General features: G+C 62.8%; 25 protein-coding genes. 9 read left to right on the top strand and 16 right to left on the bottom strand.

What is annotated here, in order from left to right:
• The first annotated feature begins 177 nt into the window (after window positions 1-177).
• The 3 genes from EPL01_RS02500 to cydB all read left to right on the top strand — a co-directional run bounded on the left by EPL01_RS02500 (window position 178) and on the right by cydB (window position 3,400).
• Window positions 178-861, top strand: coding sequence for a peroxiredoxin (locus EPL01_RS02500; RefSeq protein WP_135823693.1), 684 nt, complete (start codon window positions 178-180; stop codon window positions 859-861).
• 117 nt (window positions 862-978) lie between these two features.
• The gene (locus EPL01_RS02495; protein ID WP_135823692.1) at window positions 979-2,403 is read left to right on the top strand and encodes a cytochrome ubiquinol oxidase subunit I; all 1,425 of its coding nucleotides are present in this window, start codon (window positions 979-981) and stop codon (window positions 2,401-2,403) included.
• A complete protein-coding gene (cydB, locus tag EPL01_RS02490; protein WP_135823691.1) occupies window positions 2,396-3,400 on the top strand; it encodes a cytochrome d ubiquinol oxidase subunit II in 1,005 nt (334 codons plus the stop codon). The genes EPL01_RS02495 and cydB overlap by 8 nt, the downstream gene beginning before the upstream one ends.
• Before the next feature lie 29 nt (window positions 3,401-3,429).
• Here cydB and EPL01_RS02485 read toward each other — a convergent pair whose 3' ends face one another.
• The 3 genes from EPL01_RS02485 to fni form a co-directional block, all read right to left on the bottom strand.
• Entirely contained in the window at window positions 3,430-3,627 is a 198-nt protein-coding gene (locus EPL01_RS02485) for a DUF8073 family membrane protein (RefSeq protein ID WP_135823690.1), read from the bottom strand.
• Between the two features lie 48 nt (window positions 3,628-3,675).
• Complete coding sequence (locus EPL01_RS02480; protein WP_135823689.1) at window positions 3,676-3,876, bottom strand: hypothetical protein; 201 nt, start codon at window positions 3,874-3,876, stop codon at window positions 3,676-3,678.
• A 169-nt stretch (window positions 3,877-4,045) separates the two neighbouring features.
• Window positions 4,046-5,107, bottom strand: a complete 1,062-nt coding sequence (gene fni, locus EPL01_RS02475) for a type 2 isopentenyl-diphosphate Delta-isomerase (RefSeq protein ID WP_135823688.1) — start codon at window positions 5,105-5,107, stop codon at window positions 4,046-4,048.
• Window positions 5,108-5,382: 275 nt separating this feature from the next.
• Here fni and EPL01_RS02470 point away from each other — a divergent pair, with 275 nt between their 5' ends.
• The 3 genes from EPL01_RS02470 to EPL01_RS02460 all read left to right on the top strand — a co-directional run bounded on the left by EPL01_RS02470 (window position 5,383) and on the right by EPL01_RS02460 (window position 7,547).
• Entirely contained in the window at window positions 5,383-5,679 is a 297-nt protein-coding gene (locus EPL01_RS02470) for a DdfA family disk-determining factor (RefSeq protein WP_135823687.1), read from the top strand.
• 89 nt (window positions 5,680-5,768) lie between these two features.
• Window positions 5,769-5,954, top strand: coding sequence for a hypothetical protein (locus EPL01_RS02465; protein WP_135823686.1), 186 nt, complete (start codon window positions 5,769-5,771; stop codon window positions 5,952-5,954).
• Between the two features lie 507 nt (window positions 5,955-6,461).
• Window positions 6,462-7,547: a hypothetical protein gene (locus EPL01_RS02460; protein WP_135823685.1), complete on the top strand. Its 1,086-nt coding sequence runs from the start codon at window positions 6,462-6,464 to the stop codon at window positions 7,545-7,547.
• Here the strand turns inward: EPL01_RS02460 and EPL01_RS02455 are convergent.
• Window positions 7,529-8,404: an alpha/beta hydrolase gene (locus EPL01_RS02455; RefSeq protein ID WP_135823684.1), complete on the bottom strand. Its 876-nt coding sequence runs from the start codon at window positions 8,402-8,404 to the stop codon at window positions 7,529-7,531. The two genes, EPL01_RS02460 and EPL01_RS02455, sit on opposite strands and share 19 nt — an antisense overlap.
• Before the next feature lie 888 nt (window positions 8,405-9,292).
• On the opposite strand from EPL01_RS02455, the gene EPL01_RS02450 reads away from it, so the two are divergent.
• Complete coding sequence (locus tag EPL01_RS02450; protein WP_135823683.1) at window positions 9,293-10,483, top strand: orc1/cdc6 family replication initiation protein; 1,191 nt, start codon at window positions 9,293-9,295, stop codon at window positions 10,481-10,483.
• Between the two features lie 131 nt (window positions 10,484-10,614).
• Here the strand turns inward: EPL01_RS02450 and EPL01_RS02445 are convergent, their stop codons facing one another.
• The 6 genes from EPL01_RS02445 to EPL01_RS02430 all read right to left on the bottom strand — a co-directional run bounded on the left by EPL01_RS02445 (window position 10,615) and on the right by EPL01_RS02430 (window position 14,036).
• Window positions 10,615-11,490 carry a DUF7351 domain-containing protein gene (locus tag EPL01_RS02445; protein WP_135823682.1) on the bottom strand — a complete coding sequence of 292 codons (876 nt, stop codon included), beginning with the start codon at window positions 11,488-11,490 and terminating at the stop codon, window positions 10,615-10,617.
• Between the two features lie 79 nt (window positions 11,491-11,569).
• On the bottom strand, window positions 11,570-11,710 hold the full coding sequence (locus EPL01_RS21380) for a DUF7563 family protein (protein ID WP_168215785.1): 141 nt from the start codon (window positions 11,708-11,710) through the stop codon (window positions 11,570-11,572).
• Window positions 11,711-11,862: 152 nt separating this feature from the next.
• Window positions 11,863-12,180 carry a DUF8156 family protein gene (locus EPL01_RS02440; protein ID WP_210424052.1) on the bottom strand — a complete coding sequence of 106 codons (318 nt, stop codon included), beginning with the start codon at window positions 12,178-12,180 and terminating at the stop codon, window positions 11,863-11,865.
• Window positions 12,167-12,325, bottom strand: coding sequence for a hypothetical protein (locus EPL01_RS21375; RefSeq protein WP_168215784.1), 159 nt, complete (start codon window positions 12,323-12,325; stop codon window positions 12,167-12,169). Before EPL01_RS21375 ends, EPL01_RS02440 begins: the two co-directional genes overlap by 14 nt.
• 195 nt (window positions 12,326-12,520) lie before the next feature.
• Entirely contained in the window at window positions 12,521-12,886 is a 366-nt protein-coding gene (locus EPL01_RS02435; RefSeq protein WP_135823681.1) for a hypothetical protein, read from the bottom strand.
• Window positions 12,887-13,007: 121 nt separating this feature from the next.
• Window positions 13,008-14,036: a Cdc6/Cdc18 family protein gene (locus EPL01_RS02430; RefSeq protein WP_135823680.1), complete on the bottom strand. Its 1,029-nt coding sequence runs from the start codon at window positions 14,034-14,036 to the stop codon at window positions 13,008-13,010.
• A 249-nt stretch (window positions 14,037-14,285) separates the two neighbouring features.
• On the opposite strand from EPL01_RS02430, the gene EPL01_RS02425 reads away from it, so the two are divergent.
• Window positions 14,286-14,549: a hypothetical protein gene (locus tag EPL01_RS02425; protein WP_135823679.1), complete on the top strand. Its 264-nt coding sequence runs from the start codon at window positions 14,286-14,288 to the stop codon at window positions 14,547-14,549.
• Between the two features lies 1 nt (window position 14,550).
• Here EPL01_RS02425 and EPL01_RS02420 read toward each other — a convergent pair whose 3' ends face one another.
• Together EPL01_RS02420 and EPL01_RS02415 are read right to left on the bottom strand one after the other, a co-directional pair.
• Entirely contained in the window at window positions 14,551-15,588 is a 1,038-nt protein-coding gene (locus EPL01_RS02420; protein ID WP_135823678.1) for a hypothetical protein, read from the bottom strand.
• A gap of 142 nt (window positions 15,589-15,730) precedes the next feature.
• Entirely contained in the window at window positions 15,731-16,147 is a 417-nt protein-coding gene (locus EPL01_RS02415; protein ID WP_135823677.1) for an SRPBCC family protein, read from the bottom strand.
• A 316-nt stretch (window positions 16,148-16,463) separates the two neighbouring features.
• Here EPL01_RS02415 and EPL01_RS02410 point away from each other — a divergent pair, with 316 nt between their 5' ends.
• On the top strand, window positions 16,464-17,063 hold the full coding sequence (locus EPL01_RS02410) for an HdeD family acid-resistance protein (RefSeq protein ID WP_135823676.1): 600 nt from the start codon (window positions 16,464-16,466) through the stop codon (window positions 17,061-17,063).
• 27 nt (window positions 17,064-17,090) lie between these two features.
• On the opposite strand, the gene EPL01_RS02405 is transcribed toward EPL01_RS02410, so the two are convergent.
• The 4 genes from EPL01_RS02405 to EPL01_RS02390 all read right to left on the bottom strand — a co-directional run bounded on the left by EPL01_RS02405 (window position 17,091) and on the right by EPL01_RS02390 (window position 20,214).
• Complete coding sequence (locus EPL01_RS02405) at window positions 17,091-18,107, bottom strand: dienelactone hydrolase family protein (protein ID WP_135823675.1); 1,017 nt, start codon at window positions 18,105-18,107, stop codon at window positions 17,091-17,093.
• 165 nt (window positions 18,108-18,272) lie between these two features.
• Window positions 18,273-18,938 (bottom strand): DUF2238 domain-containing protein, encoded by a 666-nt coding sequence (locus tag EPL01_RS02400; RefSeq protein ID WP_135823674.1) that lies wholly within the window; start codon window positions 18,936-18,938, stop codon window positions 18,273-18,275.
• Window positions 18,935-19,603 carry a hypothetical protein gene (locus tag EPL01_RS02395; protein WP_210424051.1) on the bottom strand — a complete coding sequence of 223 codons (669 nt, stop codon included), beginning with the start codon at window positions 19,601-19,603 and terminating at the stop codon, window positions 18,935-18,937. Before EPL01_RS02395 ends, EPL01_RS02400 begins: the two co-directional genes overlap by 4 nt.
• Window positions 19,604-19,848: 245 nt before the next feature.
• A complete protein-coding gene (locus tag EPL01_RS02390; protein WP_210424050.1) occupies window positions 19,849-20,214 on the bottom strand; it encodes a DUF7539 family protein in 366 nt (121 codons plus the stop codon).
• Window positions 20,215-20,425: the final 211 nt, after the last annotated feature.

Genomic DNA, 20,425 nt, shown 5'->3' with positions numbered 1-20,425 from the left:
CTGGCTATCTTTTTCCGTTTCGATTCCGGTAACTGCGAAATATACCTGTGCCAACGAGTACCTCAGCTCGAACAACCAGAAATATTGTTTCGGACTTCACAACGAGTCTCCGGAAAGTCCGAAAGAATAGTTCGTAGAAGGCCCGTTTAGTGTGGGCGTCTCCAATCGTTAGATAGAATGTCAGACTCAACTGAGACCGACGCGACGACGGTCGAGACACCCGGAATCGGCGACCGCTTCCCCGAACTGGAAGTCCAGACGAGTCACGGCGACCTGTCGCTTCCCGACGAGTACGAGGGCGAGTGGCTCGTCCTGTTCAGCCACCCCGGCGACTTCACGCCGGTATGCACCTCCGAGTTCGTGGCCTTCGAGCAGCGCCGCGACGAGTTCGAGGACCTCGGAGCGAAACTGCTGGGCCTCTCGGTGGACCGCGTTCACTCCCACATCAAGTGGACCGAGTGGATTCGGGAGAACCTCGACGTAGACATCGGCTTCCCCATCGTCGCCGACGACCAAGGGAGCGTCGCTCAGCGACTCGGGATGCTCCACCCCGGCGCGGGCACCGCCACCGTCCGGAGCGTCTTCGTCGTGGACCCCGAGGGAATCGTCCGGTTGGTCCTGACCTACCCGATGGAGATCGGCCGGAACATCGACGAGATTCTGCGGTCGCTCCGCGCGCTCCAGAAGAGCGACGACGACGGCGTCGCCGCGCCCGCCGACTGGCCCGACAACGAGACGTTCGGCGACAAGGTTCTGCTGTCGCCGCCGAGCACCGAGAGCGAGGCCCGAGCGCGCGAGGACGAACTGGACCCCGACCGCGACGAGTACTACGACTGGTGGTTCGTCACGAGCGACCGATGACCTGACCGCGGAGTCCTGCCTCGCGGGCGCGCCGTACACTAGTATGAACTGCGGTACGAACCGCACGAACCGCGGTGACGCCCGCCGAACTGACACCCCGACACCACCTCACACCAAATGATCGACCCAGTCATCGCCAGCAGACTCCAGTTTGCGGTGACGACCATCGTCCACATCATCTTCCCCGTGATGAGCATGGGCCTCGCGCCCTTCCTCATCTATTTCACGTGGAAAGAGATACGGACCGACGAACAGGTATACGAACAACTCCGAGCGTTCTGGACCCAGATTTTCGCCATCTCGTTCGTGGTCGGAACCGTGACGGGCATCGTCCTCGAATTCGAGTTCGGCACCAACTTCGCGGCGTTCTCGACCGCCGCGGGCGAACTCTTCGGCGGCCCGCTGGCCGTCGAGGGGATGATGGCGTTCATGCTCGAAGCGACGTTCCTCGGCATCTTCGTCTTCGGCCGCGAGCGCGTCACCGACCGCCTCTACATGCTGTCGAGCATCTTCGTCGGCCTCGGCACGTGGCTCTCGGCGGTCTGGATTCTCATCGCCAACTCGTGGATGCAGACGCCCCGCGGGTTCGAGATGGCGACCAAGAACGGCCAGCCGATCGTCTCGCTGGTCGACCCCATCGCCGCCTACGCCAACCCGCGATTCCCGTGGATGTTCGTCCACATGCAGAACGCCGCGGTCCTCTCGGTCGCGCTGTTCATGGCGGGAGTCGCGGCGTACTTCGTCTGGACCGACCGCGACACGCAGTTCTGGCGCAAGACGATGAAAATCAGTCTGGCGGTCCTGCTCGTCACCGCGCCGTTTCAGGCCATCCACGGTGACGCCTACGGCCGCCATGTCGCCGATACCCAGCCCCAGAAGTTCGCCGCGATGGAGGCCCAGTACGACACCGACTCGTCGGTCGGGCTGAAGCTCCTCGCCTTCCCCACGAGCGTCTCGGACATCACGGACCCGCGCGCCGAGGAGCTATTCGTAATCGAGTTGCCCTTCCTCGCGTCCATCCTCGCCAGCGGCGGTAATCCCGGCGCGACCATCACCGGGTTGAACGACATCCCGACCGAGGACCCGCCCGTCGCCATCGTGTTCTGGTCCTTCCGTGCGATGGTCGGCCTCGGCATGTGGTTCATCCTGCTTTCGTTCTGGGGCGGCGTCCGCTGGCTTCAGGGCAAACTCTTCGAGGACGATCTCCTCGCAAAAGCACTCGTCGGCTCGTCGGTCCTCGGGATTCTCACCGTCGAACTCGGTTGGATAGTCACCGAGGTCGGACGCCAGCCGTGGGTCATCGACGGGGTGATGAAGACCAGCGCGGGCGTCTCGCCGAACCTGACCGGGACCGAGGCCCTCGCCACTCTCGTCGGCTTCGTCGTGGTCTACAGCCTCCTGCTCGTGCTGTACACCTACGTCGTCCTCCGAATCATCCGCGAGGAGGCACCGACCGACCCGCCGAAACAGGCACCGGCCGACCCGCCGAAACCCGCCGCCGAGACGCCCGAAAGCGCGGAGGGGGTCCCGAGCGATGACTGACCCCGTCGCGCTCTCGCTGGCCGACGGCCCGCTGTTCGGCCTCCCGCTCGACACGCTCTGGTTCGCGCTCGTCTTCGCCGTCCTCGGGACTTTCCTGTTCCTCGACGGGTTCGACTTCGGCGTCGGCGCGCTGTTTGCGACCAGAGACGCCGAGGCCGAGCGCGAGACGCTGCTGGCGGCCATCGGCCCGTTCTGGGACGGCAACGAGGTCTGGCTGGTCGTCTTCGGCGGGATGCTGTTCGCGGTCTTCCCGTCGGTCTACGCGGCCCTGTTCAGTCGCCATTACCTCCTTCTGTTCGCCATCCTCGCCGCGCTCCTGATCCGCGGTCTCGCTCCCGAGATGTACGAACAGCGCCACGACGACCAGTGGCAGACGTGGTGGGGCCGGGCCTTCGTCGTCGGGAGCGTCACCGCCCCGTTCTTCCTCGGCGTGTTCGTCGGCAACTGGCTGTTCGGCGTCGAGGAGTTCGCGTCCGCCGCGAGCCTCCTCGTCGGCCTCGCAGTCGTCGCGCTCACCATCACCGACGGTGCGACCTACCTCGGCCTGAAGACGCGCGGCGACATCCGAATCGAGACGCGACCGATGGGACACCTCGCGCAGGCCGGCTATCTCCTGCTCGTGGTCGCCGCGCTCGCGGTCGGCGGCCAATCCGCCTCGCACGTCTCGCTCCTGTCGCTCCCGACGCTGGCACTCCTCGCGCTGACGGTGCTGTTGGCCGCGGCGAACGTCGTCGCCAGCAGGCGCGACCGGCACGTCCTCGCGCTCGGTGCCGTGGCCGGGCAAGCCTACGGACTCGTCGCGCTGGTTGCGACGCTCCTGTTCCCGCTAATCGACCCCGTGGCCGGCCTCGAAGTCGCGGACGCCATCGTTTCGACGCTCCCGCTCAACCTCTCGACCATCGCCGCGTCGCTCCTCCTGCCGCTGGTCGCAACCTACTTCGTCGTGCTGTACTCGTCGTTCAGCGGCCCAGTCGAGGACGAAGAATCCTACGCTTGAGAACCACGCGCCGAAACTCCTTCTCTTCGCTACTCGTTTTGCCACTTCTTCCGGAGGCCAGCGCCGAAGGCCAACAGCAGCGCGCCGATGGCGAGGTTGCGGAGGAGCGACCCGAAGTCGCCGCTGGCGGCGTACTGTAGCAGGCCGGTCACGACGAGGAAGCCGACCACGAAGACCGTCAGTATCAGCGTCCACGTCGCCACGTCGAAGGAGTCGGTATCAGTCATGAGCGTTGCATTCGGGGGAAGGCCGGAAACGCGTTCGGGTCCGCGGCGTCAGTGTGCGACCGCTTCGCCGGAGACGCCAATCGAGGAGAGCAACAGTCCCGCGGCGACGAGCAGTCCGAGTCCGAGCGCGGTGACGATGTCGCCGAGTGTGAGCATCCAGACGGCCGCGAGGCTACTCATGAGGACGAGCGCGACGCCAACTATCGTCAGGGGACTGTCGAGGGAGGCGGAGTCGATTCGTGCTGTCATTGGTCGGTCACGGGCGTAGCTAGCGGACGCAGTCGCAAATAGGCGCGTCTGGCCGAGATTATCTCGCGTTTCGAGTCCGACGGCGCAGATGTCGGTAATATTTTCGCGGGTGGTGGATTCAGTTTTCGCGGGCCGGGAGTTCAGTCCCGCGGGTCGGGAGTTCAGTCGGCTAGCACTGCTCGGCGAACTCCTTCGTCGGTCCCAAGAGGACGTAGTCGGTGTCCTGCAACTCCTCGACGGAGTCCGACCCGGTGACGAACATCGCGGTCTTCAGTTCGGCGACGAGGTCGTCCACCAAGTCGATGACCGCCTCGGGGCCGGACCCCGCTGGCTGTAAGAAGGGCTTGGCCAGCCCACCGGCCTGCGCGCCCAGCGCGATGGCCTTGGCGACGTCGAGGCCGGACCTGACGCCGCCGCTGGCGACCACGCAAGGATGGACTTCCGCGGTCTGGAGCGTGCTGACGGCGGTCGGAATCCCCCAACTCCGGAACCGGTTTCCGATTTTCGCGTGGCGGTCCGCGCCGACGGCGCTCGCGCGATACGCCTCGACGCCGGACCACGTCGTGCCGCCCTTGCCCGCGACGTCGAGGACGTCCACTCCCGCGTCGGTGAGCCTCCGTGCGGTGCCACGAGATAGCCCGTTTCCGGTCTCCTTGACGATTACGGGGACGCTCAGTTCGCTCGCCACCAGTTCGATGTTGGTCAGACAGTCCCTCGCGTCCACGTCGCCCTCGGGTTGTGCGGCCTCCTGGAGGAAGTTCAGGTGAATCGCCATCGCGTCGGCGTCTATCATCTCGACCGCGCGCTCGACGCCCTCGACGCCGTACTCCGCGAGCTGTGCCGCACCGATGTTGCCGTAGATGAACGCGTCGGGGGCGGCGTCGCGGACGACGGTGAACGATTCGAGCAACTCCTCGTCGTCGGGTTCCTCCAACCCCGCGCGCTGGCTTCCGACGCCCATCGCAATGCCGGTCTCCTGCGCGGCCGTCGCCAGCGAGCGGTTGATTTCGGTGGTGTTGGGGTGCCCGCCGGTCATGCTCTCGATGACTATCGGCGCGGCGAGTTCGCGCCCGCAGAAATCAATCGCGGTGTCGATGTCGTCCCGATGGATTTCCGGTAGTGCCTCGTGGACTAACTGGACGTTGGCGAAGCCGCTTCCGGACGTCTCGACGTCCTCCTCGAGAATGATGTCGATGTGGTCGTCCTTTCGACCGGACGTCTCTGGTTCCATACCTGTGTGTTCACCAGACAAGCTCCATTAACCGTCCGATTCGCGGTCGTTCGACGACCGCGAATCGGTAGCCCGACGCGGACAGCGGAAGTGCCCGACGCTGATAGCGGGAGTCAACGGATGAGAGCGGGAACCAGTAGCTAAGAGCGAGCGTTAGCGGCTGAGAGGGACTGAGAAGGCGAATATAGATATATACGTATGTTCTCGACAGGGCCGGATATATACATACGCCGTAGGAATAAGCGGATACTCCCCGTCTATCTAAATAGAACCCGATGAACGAACTCGCACTCGAACCCTCCGCCGACTCGGTCACCGTGCAGGTAGTGAACGCCGTCGCCGACGAGACCGGGCGCGACCCGAAGGCCCTCCCGCCGCTCCACGACGTGGTCGATACGGACGCGCTGGAAACCATCGTCGCCCGCGAACCGACGACGTCGCTGATAGGCGGCGAGTCGGACGCCGTCGAGGTCACAATCGAATACGCCGGACGCGTCGTGACCGTCTCCTCGACCGGGGAAGTCGATATCTCCGAGGAGGCCGCCGCGTCCCTTCGCGCCACTCCGACGTAAGCGCTCCAGTTCCGCCCACGGCTTCGCGCCGCCCGGACGCAATCGGTATCCCACCGCCCGACGTAATCGCTACAATCTCAATCACATCCATGATAGAACCCACCAAGAAAGACACGGCCTCGAACCCTCGCTACCACTTCATCGAAACCGACGACGCGGAGTACACGGGCTACAGCGACTACGACCCGCAAGTCGGTCCCGTCTACGTCATCGAATCCGACCAGCGCGACGACGCCTGGATTCAGTCCTCCTCCTCCGTCGACGTCGAGCGCTGACGGTCCTCTAGCGGTGTAGGGCGTTGACAGTTCTCTAGCAGGGTAAAGCGCTGACGGTTCTCCAGCGGTAGAGAGTACTGACGGCGCGGTTTGGCTTCGAGCGAGTCCCCACCGCGAGAACGATGGATATAGCTACATATTTCCTAAAAATATATATTTATTTCTTAGGGGAATAATCACATATGTCTGACGATGCGTTCTACTGTCGGGAAATGCGTTCGTCTCATTTCCCGAATTCGTTTTGGCGAGCGACAAATCCTGTCTGACCACCATACTTATTACCTGTTCTCGTTGGAGATTGCTATTCAGATACTGCTTGCACATCAGTATCTGTCATTCCGGGCTGGTATCCCGATACCACTACTCCCAAACTGGACTGTCGTGTTACACTCTGCCGCGCTACACCCGCATATCGGACCCTGAGTGTCGCACCTCGACACCGTTCTGGCAGTTTCTGGGCATACATGAATCCAAAGAATCATATTACAACAATCAGTCTCCGATTTTATGGGTTTATTTGACAGACTCCGGGGACTTCTGACGGATACCGACGGCGGAAGCGGACGACCGAAGGACGGACTCGACGGGGCGAAAGATGGACTCGCCGAATCGGAGGACGAACTCGGCGAATCGGAGGACGAACTCGGCGAATCAGAGGACGAACCCGGCGAATCGGAGGACGAACCCGGCGAACCGAACGGCGAGGAGCGACCGAGCGACCCGCCGACGAACCCGATGGCGGCGGCGTCGGTCGGAAGTGCAGGCCCGAGTGTGCAGAGCCACGGAAGTCATTGGGACACGCTCGTCCCCGACGAGAACCGGGAAGCGGCAATCAAGCAGTTGACGATGTCCGCGGTCGAGGAGGGAACCGTAATCGACGGGTTCGACCGGAACGGCCGCGAAGTGACCGGCCATCGCCTCGGCGACGACCCAGTCGGAACGGTCGCGGTCTCGCTCGACGGTGAAATCGCCACGGCGTATCCCGTCGTGGAGGGGGTCTCCCACGAGGTCGAGATGGAGTCGCTGAACGAGTGGGAGACCGGAATCGAAGCGTGGTTGGGGGGAACCCTCGCCGACGCCGCAATCACGGTCTTCGCCGCGAACTACTTCGAGCATTCGCCCGAGCGATTCGGCGGCGACTGCACGATTTCGCTCGCGCTCCTCGCCTACGATTTCGGCGAATCGGAGTACGATACCGTCGTCGACGAGAGCGGAGAGGAGGTCGACGTTTCGGACTTCGTCGGGTTCCGACCGTGGGAGCGAGGCGCACCGGACGATTACGTCGTCCGCACGAACGTCGAAGAAGTCGAGCGCGTCTCTCATCGCAGCTCTGACGGTTCTTGCGGCTCCGATGGTCCTCGCGGTTACGACGGGTATCTTCTTCGCGTGCCGCTGTTCCGGACAGACGACGCTGGTGTGGGCGACGACGCTGGTGTGGGCGACGGCGCTGACGCGAATGACGGCGCGGACACGGGCGATGGCGCAGATGTGGACGTGGCGCTTTTCGTCGCCGACCACGTCGCTGGCGACTACGAACCGCAAGTCGGCGACACCGTCGAAGGGGCGTGCTGGCTTCAGGCTCGGTTCCAGTAGCGAATAGGCCTGTTCCGGACGGGAAGCGAATTGACGGGCGAGGCGCGCTCGACCGCCGAGTGGTTCGCCACCCACGGCACGAGGAGGTCGGCCAGTCGGCGATGCGCCTCGTCGTACGAGAGCGGTGCGGGCGAGTCCCCGCGCTGGCCTCGATACGACCCGAACTGCGTGTGGTTCACGCCTCGAATCTCGCGGACGGTCGCGTTCGCCGGGAGTCGAGTCCGGCCCTGTCGATAGTTCTCGCGGTCGAGGACCGTGTCTGCGCTCCCGGTGACGCTGAGGACGGCCATCGGCGCGTCGCTCACGTTCGCGTTGCAGTAGGACGCCAACAGGACGAGACCCCGCACGTCGTGAGAGTCGGCGTACCGGCAGGCGGCGACGCCGCCGAGCGAGTGTCCGCCGACGAACCACGTTCGGATGTCCGGGTGGCGCGCCCGAATCGTCGGATTCGTCCGGATGCGCTCGGCGGCGTCGGCGTCCAGAAGCGCGACGTTGAGCGGCATCCTCGGGACGAAAACCGTGACGTTCGCCCGGGTGACCAGCGGCGCGAGCGAACTGTCGTAGGCGTCCGGGGCGACCCGAGCGCCCGGATAGAAGACGAGTCCGACGGTCGAGTTCGGTTCGGAAGCCGAATTCGTCCCCGTGGTCGGGTTCGACCCCGGAGTCGAGTTCGCGGCCGTCGGCGAGAGGACGCGGACGCCGTCGATGGTCGTCACCGAGACGCGCGGGTCGTCCTCGACCGACTGGACCGACGCCGCGGTCCCGTGATAGGGGACCGAGAAGTAGACGGTGACGCCACCGAGCGCGACGACGAGAAGCACGACGACGAGGAGTCCTCCTCGCTTCCACCAGCGCATATCAAGACGTGACGGGGCGCGTCTGAAAGCGTTGTCTAATAGCGGGAGAGCAATCGACTCCTCGGGAGGAAAATCCAAACTCTGACGAGCAGAAGTCGCTTTGGTGGCGGCTACTGCGGCGGACACTACGTTTTGTGGCGCACACTACGTTTCCAGTGGAATTTCCAGTAAAATCGAGGGGCGAAGGACACCAGTCGTCGTTGAGACACACACCGGGTTTCCAGTGAAACGGGGTGTCGGTGTGGGGGTTAGTTCGCGGGGTGTCTGTAGGCGGCGGGAATCTCGGTGAAAACTTCGAAATTTCCCATACTTTTATTATAGTGGATGGCGTAAAAGTTCATTAAGTTAGCTAACGCTACAATGTAAATCGTAGCTTTGCTACGATAACCGCCACGTGAAACACCCCCGCCAACTTCTCCGCTGGCGTCTCAACTCCTCCGCTAACGTCCCAACTTCTGCGCTAGCCTCCCAACTCCTCCACTAACGTCCCAACTCCTCCACTAACGTCCCAACTCCTCCGCTAACGTCCCGACTTCTGCGCTAGCCTCCCAACTCCTCCGCTAGCGGCTTTCTTCTCCGTTTCAGTGGAAATCCGGTGTCCGCGTCAGTTCCGAATGTATCCGCGTCAGTTTCGAGTGCGTCTGTGTCAGTTTCGAGTGCGTCTGCGTCAGTTTCGAGTGCGTCCGCGTCAGTTTCGAGTGCGTCTGCGTCAGATACCGTACTTCTATCGTCAGACACCGGATTTCTATTGAATTGCACTCGACATCTCGTGGCACCGAACCGGCGTTTCCTCTGGACCCTCCCCTCTCTCCACCCCATTTCACTGGAAACCCGGTGTGTGTCTCTCGACGATACTACTAAGTAGGTTTCACTGGAAACGTGGTGTCAATGAGCGATACCGACGACAGTCTCTTCTCGCGGGACGACCCTATCTTCGCCGACAAGGAACTCCTCGAAATCAACCACCTCCCCGACGACGGCCGCATCGTCGGTCGAGACGACGAAATCCAGTCGCTCGCCAACGCGCTCAACCCCGCGCTCTTCGGACAATCGCCCAGCAACGTCCTCCTCTACGGCAAGACGGGCACCGGGAAATCGCTCTGCGCCAAGCACGTCTCCCGCCAACTCGTCGCCGAGGCCGAGTCGGAGGGCGTGGCCGTCGGCCGTGCTTACGTCGATTGCGCGCAGGACACCACCGAAACGCAGGCGGTCCAGACCATCGCCAGCGAGGTCAATCGTTCGGGCACCGACATCTCCATCCCCGACAAAGGCATCTCGACGTCGACGTACTACAAGCGCCTCTGGCGAATCCTCGACGCCGAGTACGACGTGGTCATCATCATCCTCGACGAAATCGACAAGCTCGAAAACGACGAAATTTTGATGCAGCTCTCGCGCGCTGGCGAAGCGGGAAAGCTCGACTCCTGCAAACTCGGCACCATCGGTATCAGCAACAAAATCAAGTACAAAGACCGCATGGACGAGCGCGTCAAATCGAGCCTCTGCGAGCGCGAGTTCGTCTTCCCGCCGTACAACGCGAACCAGCTCCGCGACATCATGGCCGCGCGTGACGACGCGTTCAAAGAGGGCGTCCTCGAGGAGGGGACGATTCCCCTCGCGGCGGCGCAGGCCGCTCAGGAACACGGGGACGCGCGGAAGGCCATCGACATTCTGCGCTACGCTGGCGAGATTGCCCAGTCGGAGGGCGACGCGAAAGTCCGCGAGGAGTACGTCGAACAGGCCCGCGACCGCGCCGAGAACGACCGGTTCCGCGAACTCATCCGCGGTGCGACGCCCCATTCGAAGCGGACGCTCCGCGCGCTGGCGATGCTCTCGATGAACCACGACGGCGACGCGTATCGAACGTCTCGGGTCTATCAGGCGTACGAAAAAATCTGCGAACAGGCGGGTGCCGACCCGCTGTCGGCGCGCCGCGTTCGAGACCTACTGCGCGAACACGCCTTCTTGGACGTCATCGAGCAGGCCGACCAGAGCGGCGGAAGCGCGGACGGGAACTACACCGAACACCGCCTGGTCGAGGACCCAGAGGTCGTGATGGCGGTTCTCGGCGACGAGTAGCCGGATTTCACTGGAAACGAGGTGTCTGGCTGGCTCCGCCCCTCGATTGATCCACTCCCTCGATTAATCCACTCCCCCGATTAATCCACTCCCTCGACTAATCCACTCCCTCGACTAATCCACTCCCTCGACTAATCCGCTACCTCGACCACGTTCAGCGACTCGTCGATGGCGAGCGTCAGTCGGTCGTCGTCGGCGGGATAGGTCACACTCGCGCGAATCGGGTCTCGTTCGTGAATCCGACATCGGTCGCCGTCGAGCGCGCTGAACCGCCAAATCGAGGCCTCGCGGACGTCGATTTCCCGGTCGTGATAGAACGAGACGACGGCGGGGTGGTCCACGAACGCCGTTCCGACGTCGGCGTAGAGGCTCATTCCACAGCGGCCGCAGTCGTACAGAGCCATCGGAATGTCCTCGAACTCCTCGGGCGAACTGTCCGACCCCGCTTCGGTCGCCGGTACGACCGCCGACTCGATTCGCCCCTGACAGTACGGGCAGAATCCGTGCTTCGATTGCTCGATGAGCGCTTTCGCGTACCGACCGGCGACCGACGGGAAGGCGTCCGGTCCGTAGCCCGCGAAGATACCGGGCGGGGCCTCGAACTGGGTCTCGAGCGGACACTCCTCGCAGTCTATCGTGACCCGCTCGTCCTCGTACCGGAACGTCATCGGAGCGTCACAGCCGGGGCAGGACTCCTCGACTGGAAGCGAGTCCACGGACCCTTCCTTGGTGTACGCCCCGGCGAGGAGCGAACCGACGACGTACTGGCCCGCCGGTTTCAGCTTGTATCCGTCGTCGGTCTTCGCCACGAACCGCCCGGTCAGTTTGCCGAGGTGGTAGTTGAACTGCCCGGAGTCCCGCATCCCGACGGCTTCGCGCAGTTGTGCGAAGGTCGCTTCGCCGTCGGCGTCCGAGAGTTCGCGGAGGATAGCGATTCTCGACGAGTCCGAGAGCATCGAGAACGCCTCGTCCGGGTCCACGGCTTCGACGATGTGGGGGTCACTCATGGTCCTCTCTTACCCTAAGAATCCGGACAGGATGAATCCGACGGTGCGCTCGCGGTCGTTCGCTACAGCGTCCGCTTGGTCACGTCCGAGTCGCCGCGCCGTTCTTGATGGCGGTCTTCTGTTCGCACTCGTAGCACCCGTGGACTTCGCCGTCTCGGCCAGCGAAGACTCGTTGGAACTCCTGCGTGACGAATCCGCCGCAGTTCTCGCATTCGGGCATGGCTACGTCTCGGAGCGCACTCCCATTCACTTTTGGGGCCAATCCGCGGCGACAGCACGCTCTCGGCCGCTCGAACCACCCGCTCCTCGCCATCGGCCGCTCGAATCGCCTCCTCCTCGCCGTCGAAGAAATCGGTTTCGTAGGGCATCCCGCTACGAGGCCGACCGGTCTGCACTCCTGCTGTCCGACTCGTCCGCACCTCCCTCGTCACTCGCCCCGGACCGCTCGCCTTCGAGTTCCGCTTCGAGGTCTTCGATGCGGCGCTGTTGGGCCAGCAGCATCGAGAACAGCACCACGACCATCGGGTTCTGGTGGTCGAGGTGGCCGCCAGCGTCGGCGTACTGGCGGGCGTCCTCCCAGAGCCGGTCGAAGCGGTCCCGGTCGGGCCGCCGGAGCGCCCGCCGGTAGTCCCGCCAACTGTCTTCGAGCGACCGAAGCACGTCGCGGAACCTCGGATTAGTGCGCGCCATCGACGGTCACCTCCCGACTCCGCGCGAGCGACCGGAGCGGTCCCGCCGCTCGCTCGCCACCCTCGACTCCTCGGCGTCGAACGCCCGCGTCTAACTCGGACAACTCCGGTTTCGGTACCCCACCGTTCCGTTGTACTGCTCGCATACATCCGGATACTTTCGGTATCCGGTTAAGCCTCGGCGCGCTCCTTCCGGAAGTTCCGGAAGCGAGTTCGCCCGTCCTATTCGTTGGATAGCTACCCTGAAATGGCTGTCCTGTCCGATTTCCAGATGTTGCCGAAAGCAGAGCGACGAAAGCGAAGGTCGGTCGAGAGACAACCCGGCCGAGGCCCGGCTCCCGTCAGCAACGGCTGTCCGAGTCCTGCAGGAACGTCGGCCTGTCACCGAGTCCGTACTCGAAGATGACGTGCAGGCACATTTCGTTCGCTTCCGTGTTGTCGATTCCACGGAGTTCCCCGCGCGCGGTCTGGTCGTCCACGACGCCGTGAACCGCGACGGGGTCGAACTCCTCGGGCGGTTCTCGGACGACCGATTCGCTGGTTTTCGGGGCTACCTCGCGGGACTCCCACTCGCTCAGTCCGTCGCTCGTTTCGACGGCGAAGTGAAACGCGTGGCTGTCGTCCGTTCCATTCGCAAGTTCGACCTCCAACTCCGTAATCGTGGTCGTGCTATCGGGAAAGCCTGCACACCCGGCGAGGAGTGCCATCGCAACGCTACTCTCGGCTACAAAGCGACGGCGAGTGAAGGGCATTTCCTACGCAATTCTGACAACGCGATATTAATTTTCCGCTCGGTGGTCCGTCCGCGCGCCGGAGCCGCGACGCCATCTACTCGGGGAGGTTCTCGAACGTCTCCGAGACCGACCGATACGTCCGGTCTCGACTCGTCCCCTCGGCCCGAATCACGTCGTACTGGTCCATCTTCGAGAGGTAGTTGCGAACTGTCCGGTCGGTCTTCGGGTCGTCCATTCGCTCGCGGTACTCCTCGTACAACTCGTTCGGCGAGATGGCGTCGTGTTCCTCGATAATCTCGTAGAGCGCCTTCTGGTGAGGAGTCAGCGTCTCGACGTCCTTCTCGTGGCGCTCGGCGCGGGCCTCCGGAATCGACGCTTCCAGAATCTCGTCGGTGATTTCCGAGTCGTAGTGCTGGTGGGCCTGCCGGGCGGCGGTCCGGAGGATGCTGAGTGCGACCCGGGCGTCGCCGCCCGCGGCGTCGGCGATGGTCGCAAGCTGGTCGCGCTCGATAGCGCCCTCCTCCAGACCGCGCTTGACGCGAGCATCCATGATGGAGACTAACTCCTCGGAGTCGTAGCGGTCGAAGCGAACGCGCTCGCACCCGGTCAGCCGACTCGTCAGGCGCTCGTCGGCGTTCGCAAACAGCTCGCGCTCGCGGTTGGCGATGAGGAGCATCGAGAACTGGGGTAGTTCGTGGAGGTGATACAGCAGGTTCTTGTCTTCGAGCTGGTCGGCCTCGTCCAGAATCACGACGCAGGGAGGGCCGTCGTAGGTTCGCAGGCGCTCGAACAACTCGTCGCGCGGCGTGGACTGGCGGTGAATGTCCACCGTCTTGCCGAGGCCCTCCAGAATCCGGTAGAGCGTGCGGAACTCCGAGAAGTTCTGCCAGCAGTTGACGTACTGGTACTCCACGTCGAGGAGTTCTTGGCGCAACTGCTCGGCGGTGTACTTGGCCAGACACGTCTTGCCGACGCCCGAGGGACCGAGCAGCAGCGTCGTGTCGGCGGGATTGCCGTCGGTCAGCGGCGCGAGAATCTCGGTGAGGTGGGTCACCTCGGCGTCTCGATGCTCGACTTCGCGGGGGACGAAACCGGTCCGGAGGACGCGAGCATCGGTTATCATTACTTCCGGTATCAGGCCGCTGGTACATAAAAGAAGAGGCTCGTTTCCGGAAATTCCAGAAGTGTTCTCACGGTACTCGGTCGTCGGCTGGCTCGTGACTCGATTTGTTGATGGGTTCGGCCAGTTACCGAGCCGAGAATTTCGTAGCGTAGTATCTTTCACACCAAAATACGTCCGCACAACGGATAATACAAACCCGAACGCTTTGGTAGAGGAACCTTGAAGTAGGATGCACAGGAAGTGTTACATATGAGTGAGACCGTCGAGTCGAAGTTCACAGTCGAGGATATCATGAACAACGATATCTGGCTCAAAGATTTAGAGCGCGGTCTCACTGTCGCCGTGGAAGCTAGCGGGATGGAGTACTCTCGGGATATTCGGAAGAAAATCGACCGACTCTCCGAAGGCGATACGATCGCGGCAGAACTAGAGAGTCGCAATTCACTACGAACTATCTGGGCCTTCGAAGACATCGAACACAAGCGGGTCGGCAGTAACAAAGCGCGCGTTTAACCTACTGGTACCAGTTTGGAGCGTCTCGGCGCTTCCACGCCGGTTCTTCCCTGTCTTCTTCGTCTGCCGTCTCGTGGATTGCGAGGAAGTCCGTCAACAGATACTCGATGAACTCCTCTTCGAAGTCCTCTTTCAGTTCCCAGAAGAAGTAGAGCAACAGCGCGTACCCGAGGCAGAGAATCCAGAGAGGAGTCCAGAGTTCCACGACTACGGGTTTCCAAACCGTCAGGCCGACGAACTCGGCGAGAGAGGTGATCTCCTTTGAGAACCCTCGCGCGATAACTGCGGTAAACATCAGCAATAACGAAAAGTAGCAGGCGATCCACATTCCTCGATGGAAATTTCGAATCGCCTGAAAGCGGAGAGCTCTAGAGCTTTCGGCGCTAGATTCTATATCGCTGGAAATCAAGTGGAGTAAGTCCCCGTACTGGTCGTACTTACGATTTAAATCGTACTTTTTCCGGCAAATAGCCCACGTTTTTCCGGCGAGCGTCACGTCGGACAGTGGCCGGTCGCGTTTGATTCGAACCATCGCCGAGGCTTCGATTACTGCTCGGTACCAGCGGGCAGGTACTCTGGTGATCTTTCTAAGTATGGTCTCGCTATCTAATACGCCTTCACCAATAGATACGTCGGCGTCTTCCTCGGACGAGTTATTATTCAGATAGTCGTCGAGGTCCCACTCTTCCGGTTCCTCCGGGTGGAGGAACGAATAGACGGCGTATAGCCACGGATGTGCTGTCGGAAATCTCTCGAAATCCAACACCTCCGACTGACCGAGACTCTGATTGATAAGAATCGAGTTTCGAAAGGTTTCTCGTTTGCCGACTGCTCGCGCTGCGTAACTTTGAATCAAGTGTCCGAGAGCGAACGCTACTACCCCCAACAGAAAAACCGTCGCCAGTGGGGATGACCCGATTTGCGTCACGCGGTCTGGTGGAAGTAACACGATGACACTTCCCATGAGTAGAATACCCGGGACGAAGTTCCCCAGAAGATCGAATACGGAGAGGTCCCCAAAGATTCGGCCAATCGGCATCGTCCTAAATTCCCATCTCTCTAACTGATAAATGTATCTAAAATATCAGCAACTAACTGGCGAATATTCGCCGACTACCACGCAAACCTCGCGCCCGCACTTCTCGAACGATCTACATCCGATTTGAACTATATCTTCTCGGTCAGCGCGCTTCCGATTCGAGGTAGTCGAACTGCTTCGTCAGTTCCGCGCGGCGCTGGCGCTTGACGATGGTCGCGTCGAACGCCGGTCCGGCGTACGCGACGCCGATTGCGAACTCCGTCGTCGCGCTCACGGTCGATTGGCCGTCGTTCCCGTCGAGGGTGTACACCGTCTCCATCTCCTCGAAGATACCGTCGCGCTGTTCGTAGGCGAGGACGGCGTCCGCGCGTTCGACCACTTCGAGCGTCAACTCGATTTCGAAGAACAGTCCGACCGAGTTGCGAAGTCGAATCGTCTCGCCTTCGACCTCGACGCCGTCGAACCCCGCCGCACGCATGAACGGTCCAACGTCCCTGATGCGCTCTCGGAGAAGTTCGGGGGACGCCTCGATGTCCCGCGTCACCGTTACTGATTCCATGCCTACAGTTCTCGGCGGAAGCGGGATGAGCGCTTCGACGTGGACCTCGCGGGGTGGTCCGCTCGGGGGCCGAACTCTCGGGGACCGAACTGGCCGCGTCGTCCGTCAGTCGTCACGCCGTCCGACAGGGGGACGGCAATTGACGCGCTGTAACGTGGAATGACGAGCGCGATACGAAGTACAACGCGCGAGGAGTCGAGAGCAACGAGTCATTCACGATTATCAATTTTGAATTTCCGAGGGCGAGACCGCCCTGAACCGGACGAACGAAAGTCTCGCTTCTTGCTCTCGCCCGTCGAACAGTACGGGGATACCAATGAGCCAAACAGCAACCCTCGAAGTCACGCCCGAAGAAACCCGCGTCGCCGTCTTTGCAGGCGCAATCATCGCAGTCCTCGGCGCGCTCGCAACCCTGTTCCCGTTCGTCACGGGACTCTCGCTGTCGATTCTGTTCGGCGCGCTCCTCGCGGTCGGCGCGCTCGTTCACGTCGCCCACGCCTTCTCGGCGGGGAGCCTCTGGAGCGCCATTTGGCAGGTCGTCCTCGGTGCCCTCTACGGGTTCGCTGGCATCACGCTCGTGGCGAATCCCGTCGTCGGATTGGCGACGTTGACGCTTCTGGTCGTCGTGTTCTTCGTCGTGGACGGCGTCGTCGAAATCGGCTGGGCGCTCGCCGGTCGCCCCAACGACGGGTGGGTCTGGATGCTCGCCAGCGGCGTCGTGTCGCTACTCCTCGCCGTCTTGCTCTGGGCCGGGTTCCCCTCCACCGCGCTGTGGGCTGTCGGCGTCCTCTTCGGCGTGAACCTGCTGAGCACCGGCGTCACGCTGGTCGCGCTCGGCGTGACGAGTCGCCGCAGTGCAGAGGAGGCTGACGAAGCCGAAGACACGCCGATGGGCCAGCGAGGCCGAGAAGCGTAGACTCGCGGCTCCCATCTCGATTTTCTCTCAGGACTGTCCGTCTTCGCGGAGAGTCTCGTCGAGGAAGCGCAGCGTCTTCTCCCACGCGTCTTTGGTCGCCTCCGGGTGGAAGCTCTCGCCGCTCGGGTTGGCGAAGGCGTGGGCGGCCCCCTCGTAGACGTGAATCTCCTTCTGGACGCCGAGGTCGGCGAGCGTTCGGTTGAACTCGCGGACGCTCTCGATGCCGACGACTTGGTCCTCGGCCCCGAAGATGCCCAGCACCGGGGCGTCGATGTCGCGGAGGACGGACTCGTTCGTCGTCAGCGTGCCGTAGTAGATGACCGTCGCGTTTAGTTCAGTCTCGCTCAGGCTGAGTTGGAGGCTCTGGCCGCCGCCGAAGCACCACCCCAAGCTAGCGACTTTCTCGGTCGTGTACGGGAGGTCACGAATCCCTTCCGTCGCGCGGCCCATCTTCGCTACCGCTTCGTCGGGGTTGTTCCGGACCTCGGTCGCCAGTTCGGACGCGGTCGAGGAGTTGGTCGCCACACGTCCGTCGTAGAGGTCCACGGCGAAGACGACGTAGCCGTGACCGGCGAGGATGTCGGCCATGTGGCGGATGTTCTGGTTGAGTCCCCACCACTCGTGAATCATGACGACGGACGGGTACTCTCCGTCGTCGGCCGGTCGGGCCAAGTAGCCCGGCGTCCCGTTAATCGTCGTGTTCTTCGCCGTAATCGGCGCGAGGTTTTCGGCGCTGAAGATGTCCGCGTTCGAGCCGGACGTGACGGGCTGGCACGTTCCGTTTTTCTCGATTGCTCCCGGCTGACAGCCCATGTGCGGTGTCTGGGTGTACGACGCCTCCGCCGTTTCGGTCCCGGTTTCGGTCGCCGTCGCTGTCTCGCTCCGGGTGGTTTCGTTCTGTTCGACTGTGGTCGTCTCCTGTGCGCCGACGGTGTTCGCTCCTCCGTCTGCTGGCGTCCCTGCGAGCGTCGTGGCGGTCCCGCCTGCGAGTACCAACGCGACTGCCGTGGCGACGACGAGCGTTGCTCTACCGAAACGAGTCATTTGGTATCACGTCTCAATACGGGGCGAGAAATAGAATAAACGAGTACGACCGTTCAGACGCGTAATGGAACGTACTCCGCTTCACGGTCTGATTTTGCCCCGTCAATTCATCAGTACCATTTCACAACGACGACGGTCGTCACCGAGGAGACCGGGCGATAGCCGTCACCGAGGAGACCGGGATTCGAGTCGGGCCAGCAGTTGGTCGGAGACGCCGGTCAGGTACGCCGTGCCGAAGACGGCGACCAGCAGTCCGCCCAGCGTGTTGTACGAGAGGTCCAGAATCGTGTCGCCGAGTCCGTACTGGGTGAGGATTTTCGGGATACCGAGCAGTCGTGCCGCGACGGCGATGTAGAACTCCAGCAGTTCCCAGAAGACCCCGAACGCCATCACGAACACCAGCAGGTACGCGAAGGTGAACTTCGGCCCGAGGTGGATGTACTCGGTGTGTTCCTGCACGGCCCGCGTCACGGCGTAGGCCGACCCGACGACCAGCGACGACGAGAGCGCGTGGGTCATGTGGTCCCACCACCACGTCGAACCGTAGAGGCTCGCAAAGTCGAGGCCGGGGAGCGGGAGCGTCCCGAACGCGTGGAGGAACATCGCAAGCGTAATCCAGAGGACGAGCGCCACGTCCATCGTGATTTGGTATCGCTTCTCTAGCAGAGCCGGGAGTTGCGTGACCAGCAGTCCGACCGCGGCGTTGACCGCGATTCCCGCGTTGCCGAGCGAGAGTCCGACGACAAAAATGGCGACCATCACGACCTGCAGCAGTCGGACGAGTCCGGCCTGCGCTCGCTCGGAGACATGAAGCCGGTTGCGGACGCTCACCGGGACCGCGCCTCCGTTCCCACCGCTTCTTCTGGCCCCGTCGCTCCATCTGGCCCCTCCGCGCCGAGTTCCACCTCTTCACCGCCGACTCGGTCGCGGTTCGCGCGGAGTCGCCGCCGGAAGTACGCCCGGAAGAGGCCACCGGCCACGAACCCGGCGAGGGTGGCGGCGGTGAAAATCATCATGAGGTCGTCGTTGGTCTCGACGAACTCCGTCCCGAGGTACCTCGCGGAGGCCGCCGACCCGACCGCCCAGAAGCCAGCGGTCGCCATCGTCGTGAGGACGACGAAGAACACCGCGAAGTTCGGGGTCGTGCGCACCGAACTCGTCGTCTGGAGCGCGACGACCGCGAGCATCCCCAGCGCGGCGATGCTGAGGCCGGTGACGAAGTCCGCGAAGAAACTCAGCCCGAGCGCGCCCACCGAGAGGGGAATCGTACAGACCAACAGGAGCGGCCACGGCGCGGTCCGCGTCCACGACTCGCTGGCGAGTGCCGGCGCGACGGCGACGAACGCCGCGACGACCGCGAGCGCCATCCTGACGAGGAGGAACTCCAGAAACGCGGTTATCGCCACGGCGACGAGGACGCCGACGAAGAACCACGCGATGGCCGCGTTGACTCGTGAATCCGCGATAAACCACTCTTCAGGTAGTTGCTGGCTCATGCTCGACTGCTCCGTTCCGAGGGGTCGGTCGTACTCGACCGGACCGGCAGAGAGTCGCTTCGACCGGCCGAGGCGCGACCGACGACCCGACGGAATAGCCCCGATACGTCGCGCGTCGGAAAAACGGTTGCTACCGTCCAACTGTCGAGACGGCGAGACGCGCGCGGAAATCGACCCTTTCCCGAGCGACGACCACGGACTTTCTGGAGCGCCGACCACCGGAGAGCCGCCTCTCGAATCGCCGACTACCGCTCGTCGCTGGCGGCCGCGTAGCACTCGTCTACCTTCTGCTGGATGCGCTCGGCCACCCGCTCGCAGTAGCCCCAGAGCGCGTCGTTGAGTCGGTCCCGCACGTCGTCGTCCACGCCCGTCAGGCCGCCGTCCCCGGCCTCTGGTATCTGCGGGTGGTACGTGCAGACGACCTGCGGGACGTCCTCGTCGTCGGCGGCGCTGGCGTGGGCGATGCCGTAGCTGTCCGACCCCCAGATTCCGTCGCCGGTCTGCCTGCTCGACTCCGAATCGAGGCGGTCGAGTCTCGTCAGTCGGTTGCGTGATTTCGATGAGCGATTCTTCCAGCTCGGTACACCCTGCAAGGGTCGTAAGTGCGCCACCTGCACTCGCCGTGAGAAACCGACGTCTCGTCGCTCGCGCTGGCATACCAGACGATTCTTTACTATCCGGATAGGTCTTTTTTCCCCTGAAGCGACATCGAAACCCGAAATGGAGTGTCGAGCGGACAGTCCAAACAGGGCAGGGAACCCAGCCGAAACACTCTCAAGACGACCCTCGGCGACGACGGTACCGAGCGCCTCCTCGCCGGGC

The organism is Halorussus ruber, assembly GCF_004765785.1.
Classification (GTDB): Archaea; Halobacteriota; Halobacteria; order Halobacteriales; family Haladaptataceae; genus Halorussus; species Halorussus ruber.
Note: the sequence above shows the minus strand (reverse complement) of the source record. Positions and strands in the feature narration are given on the sequence as shown.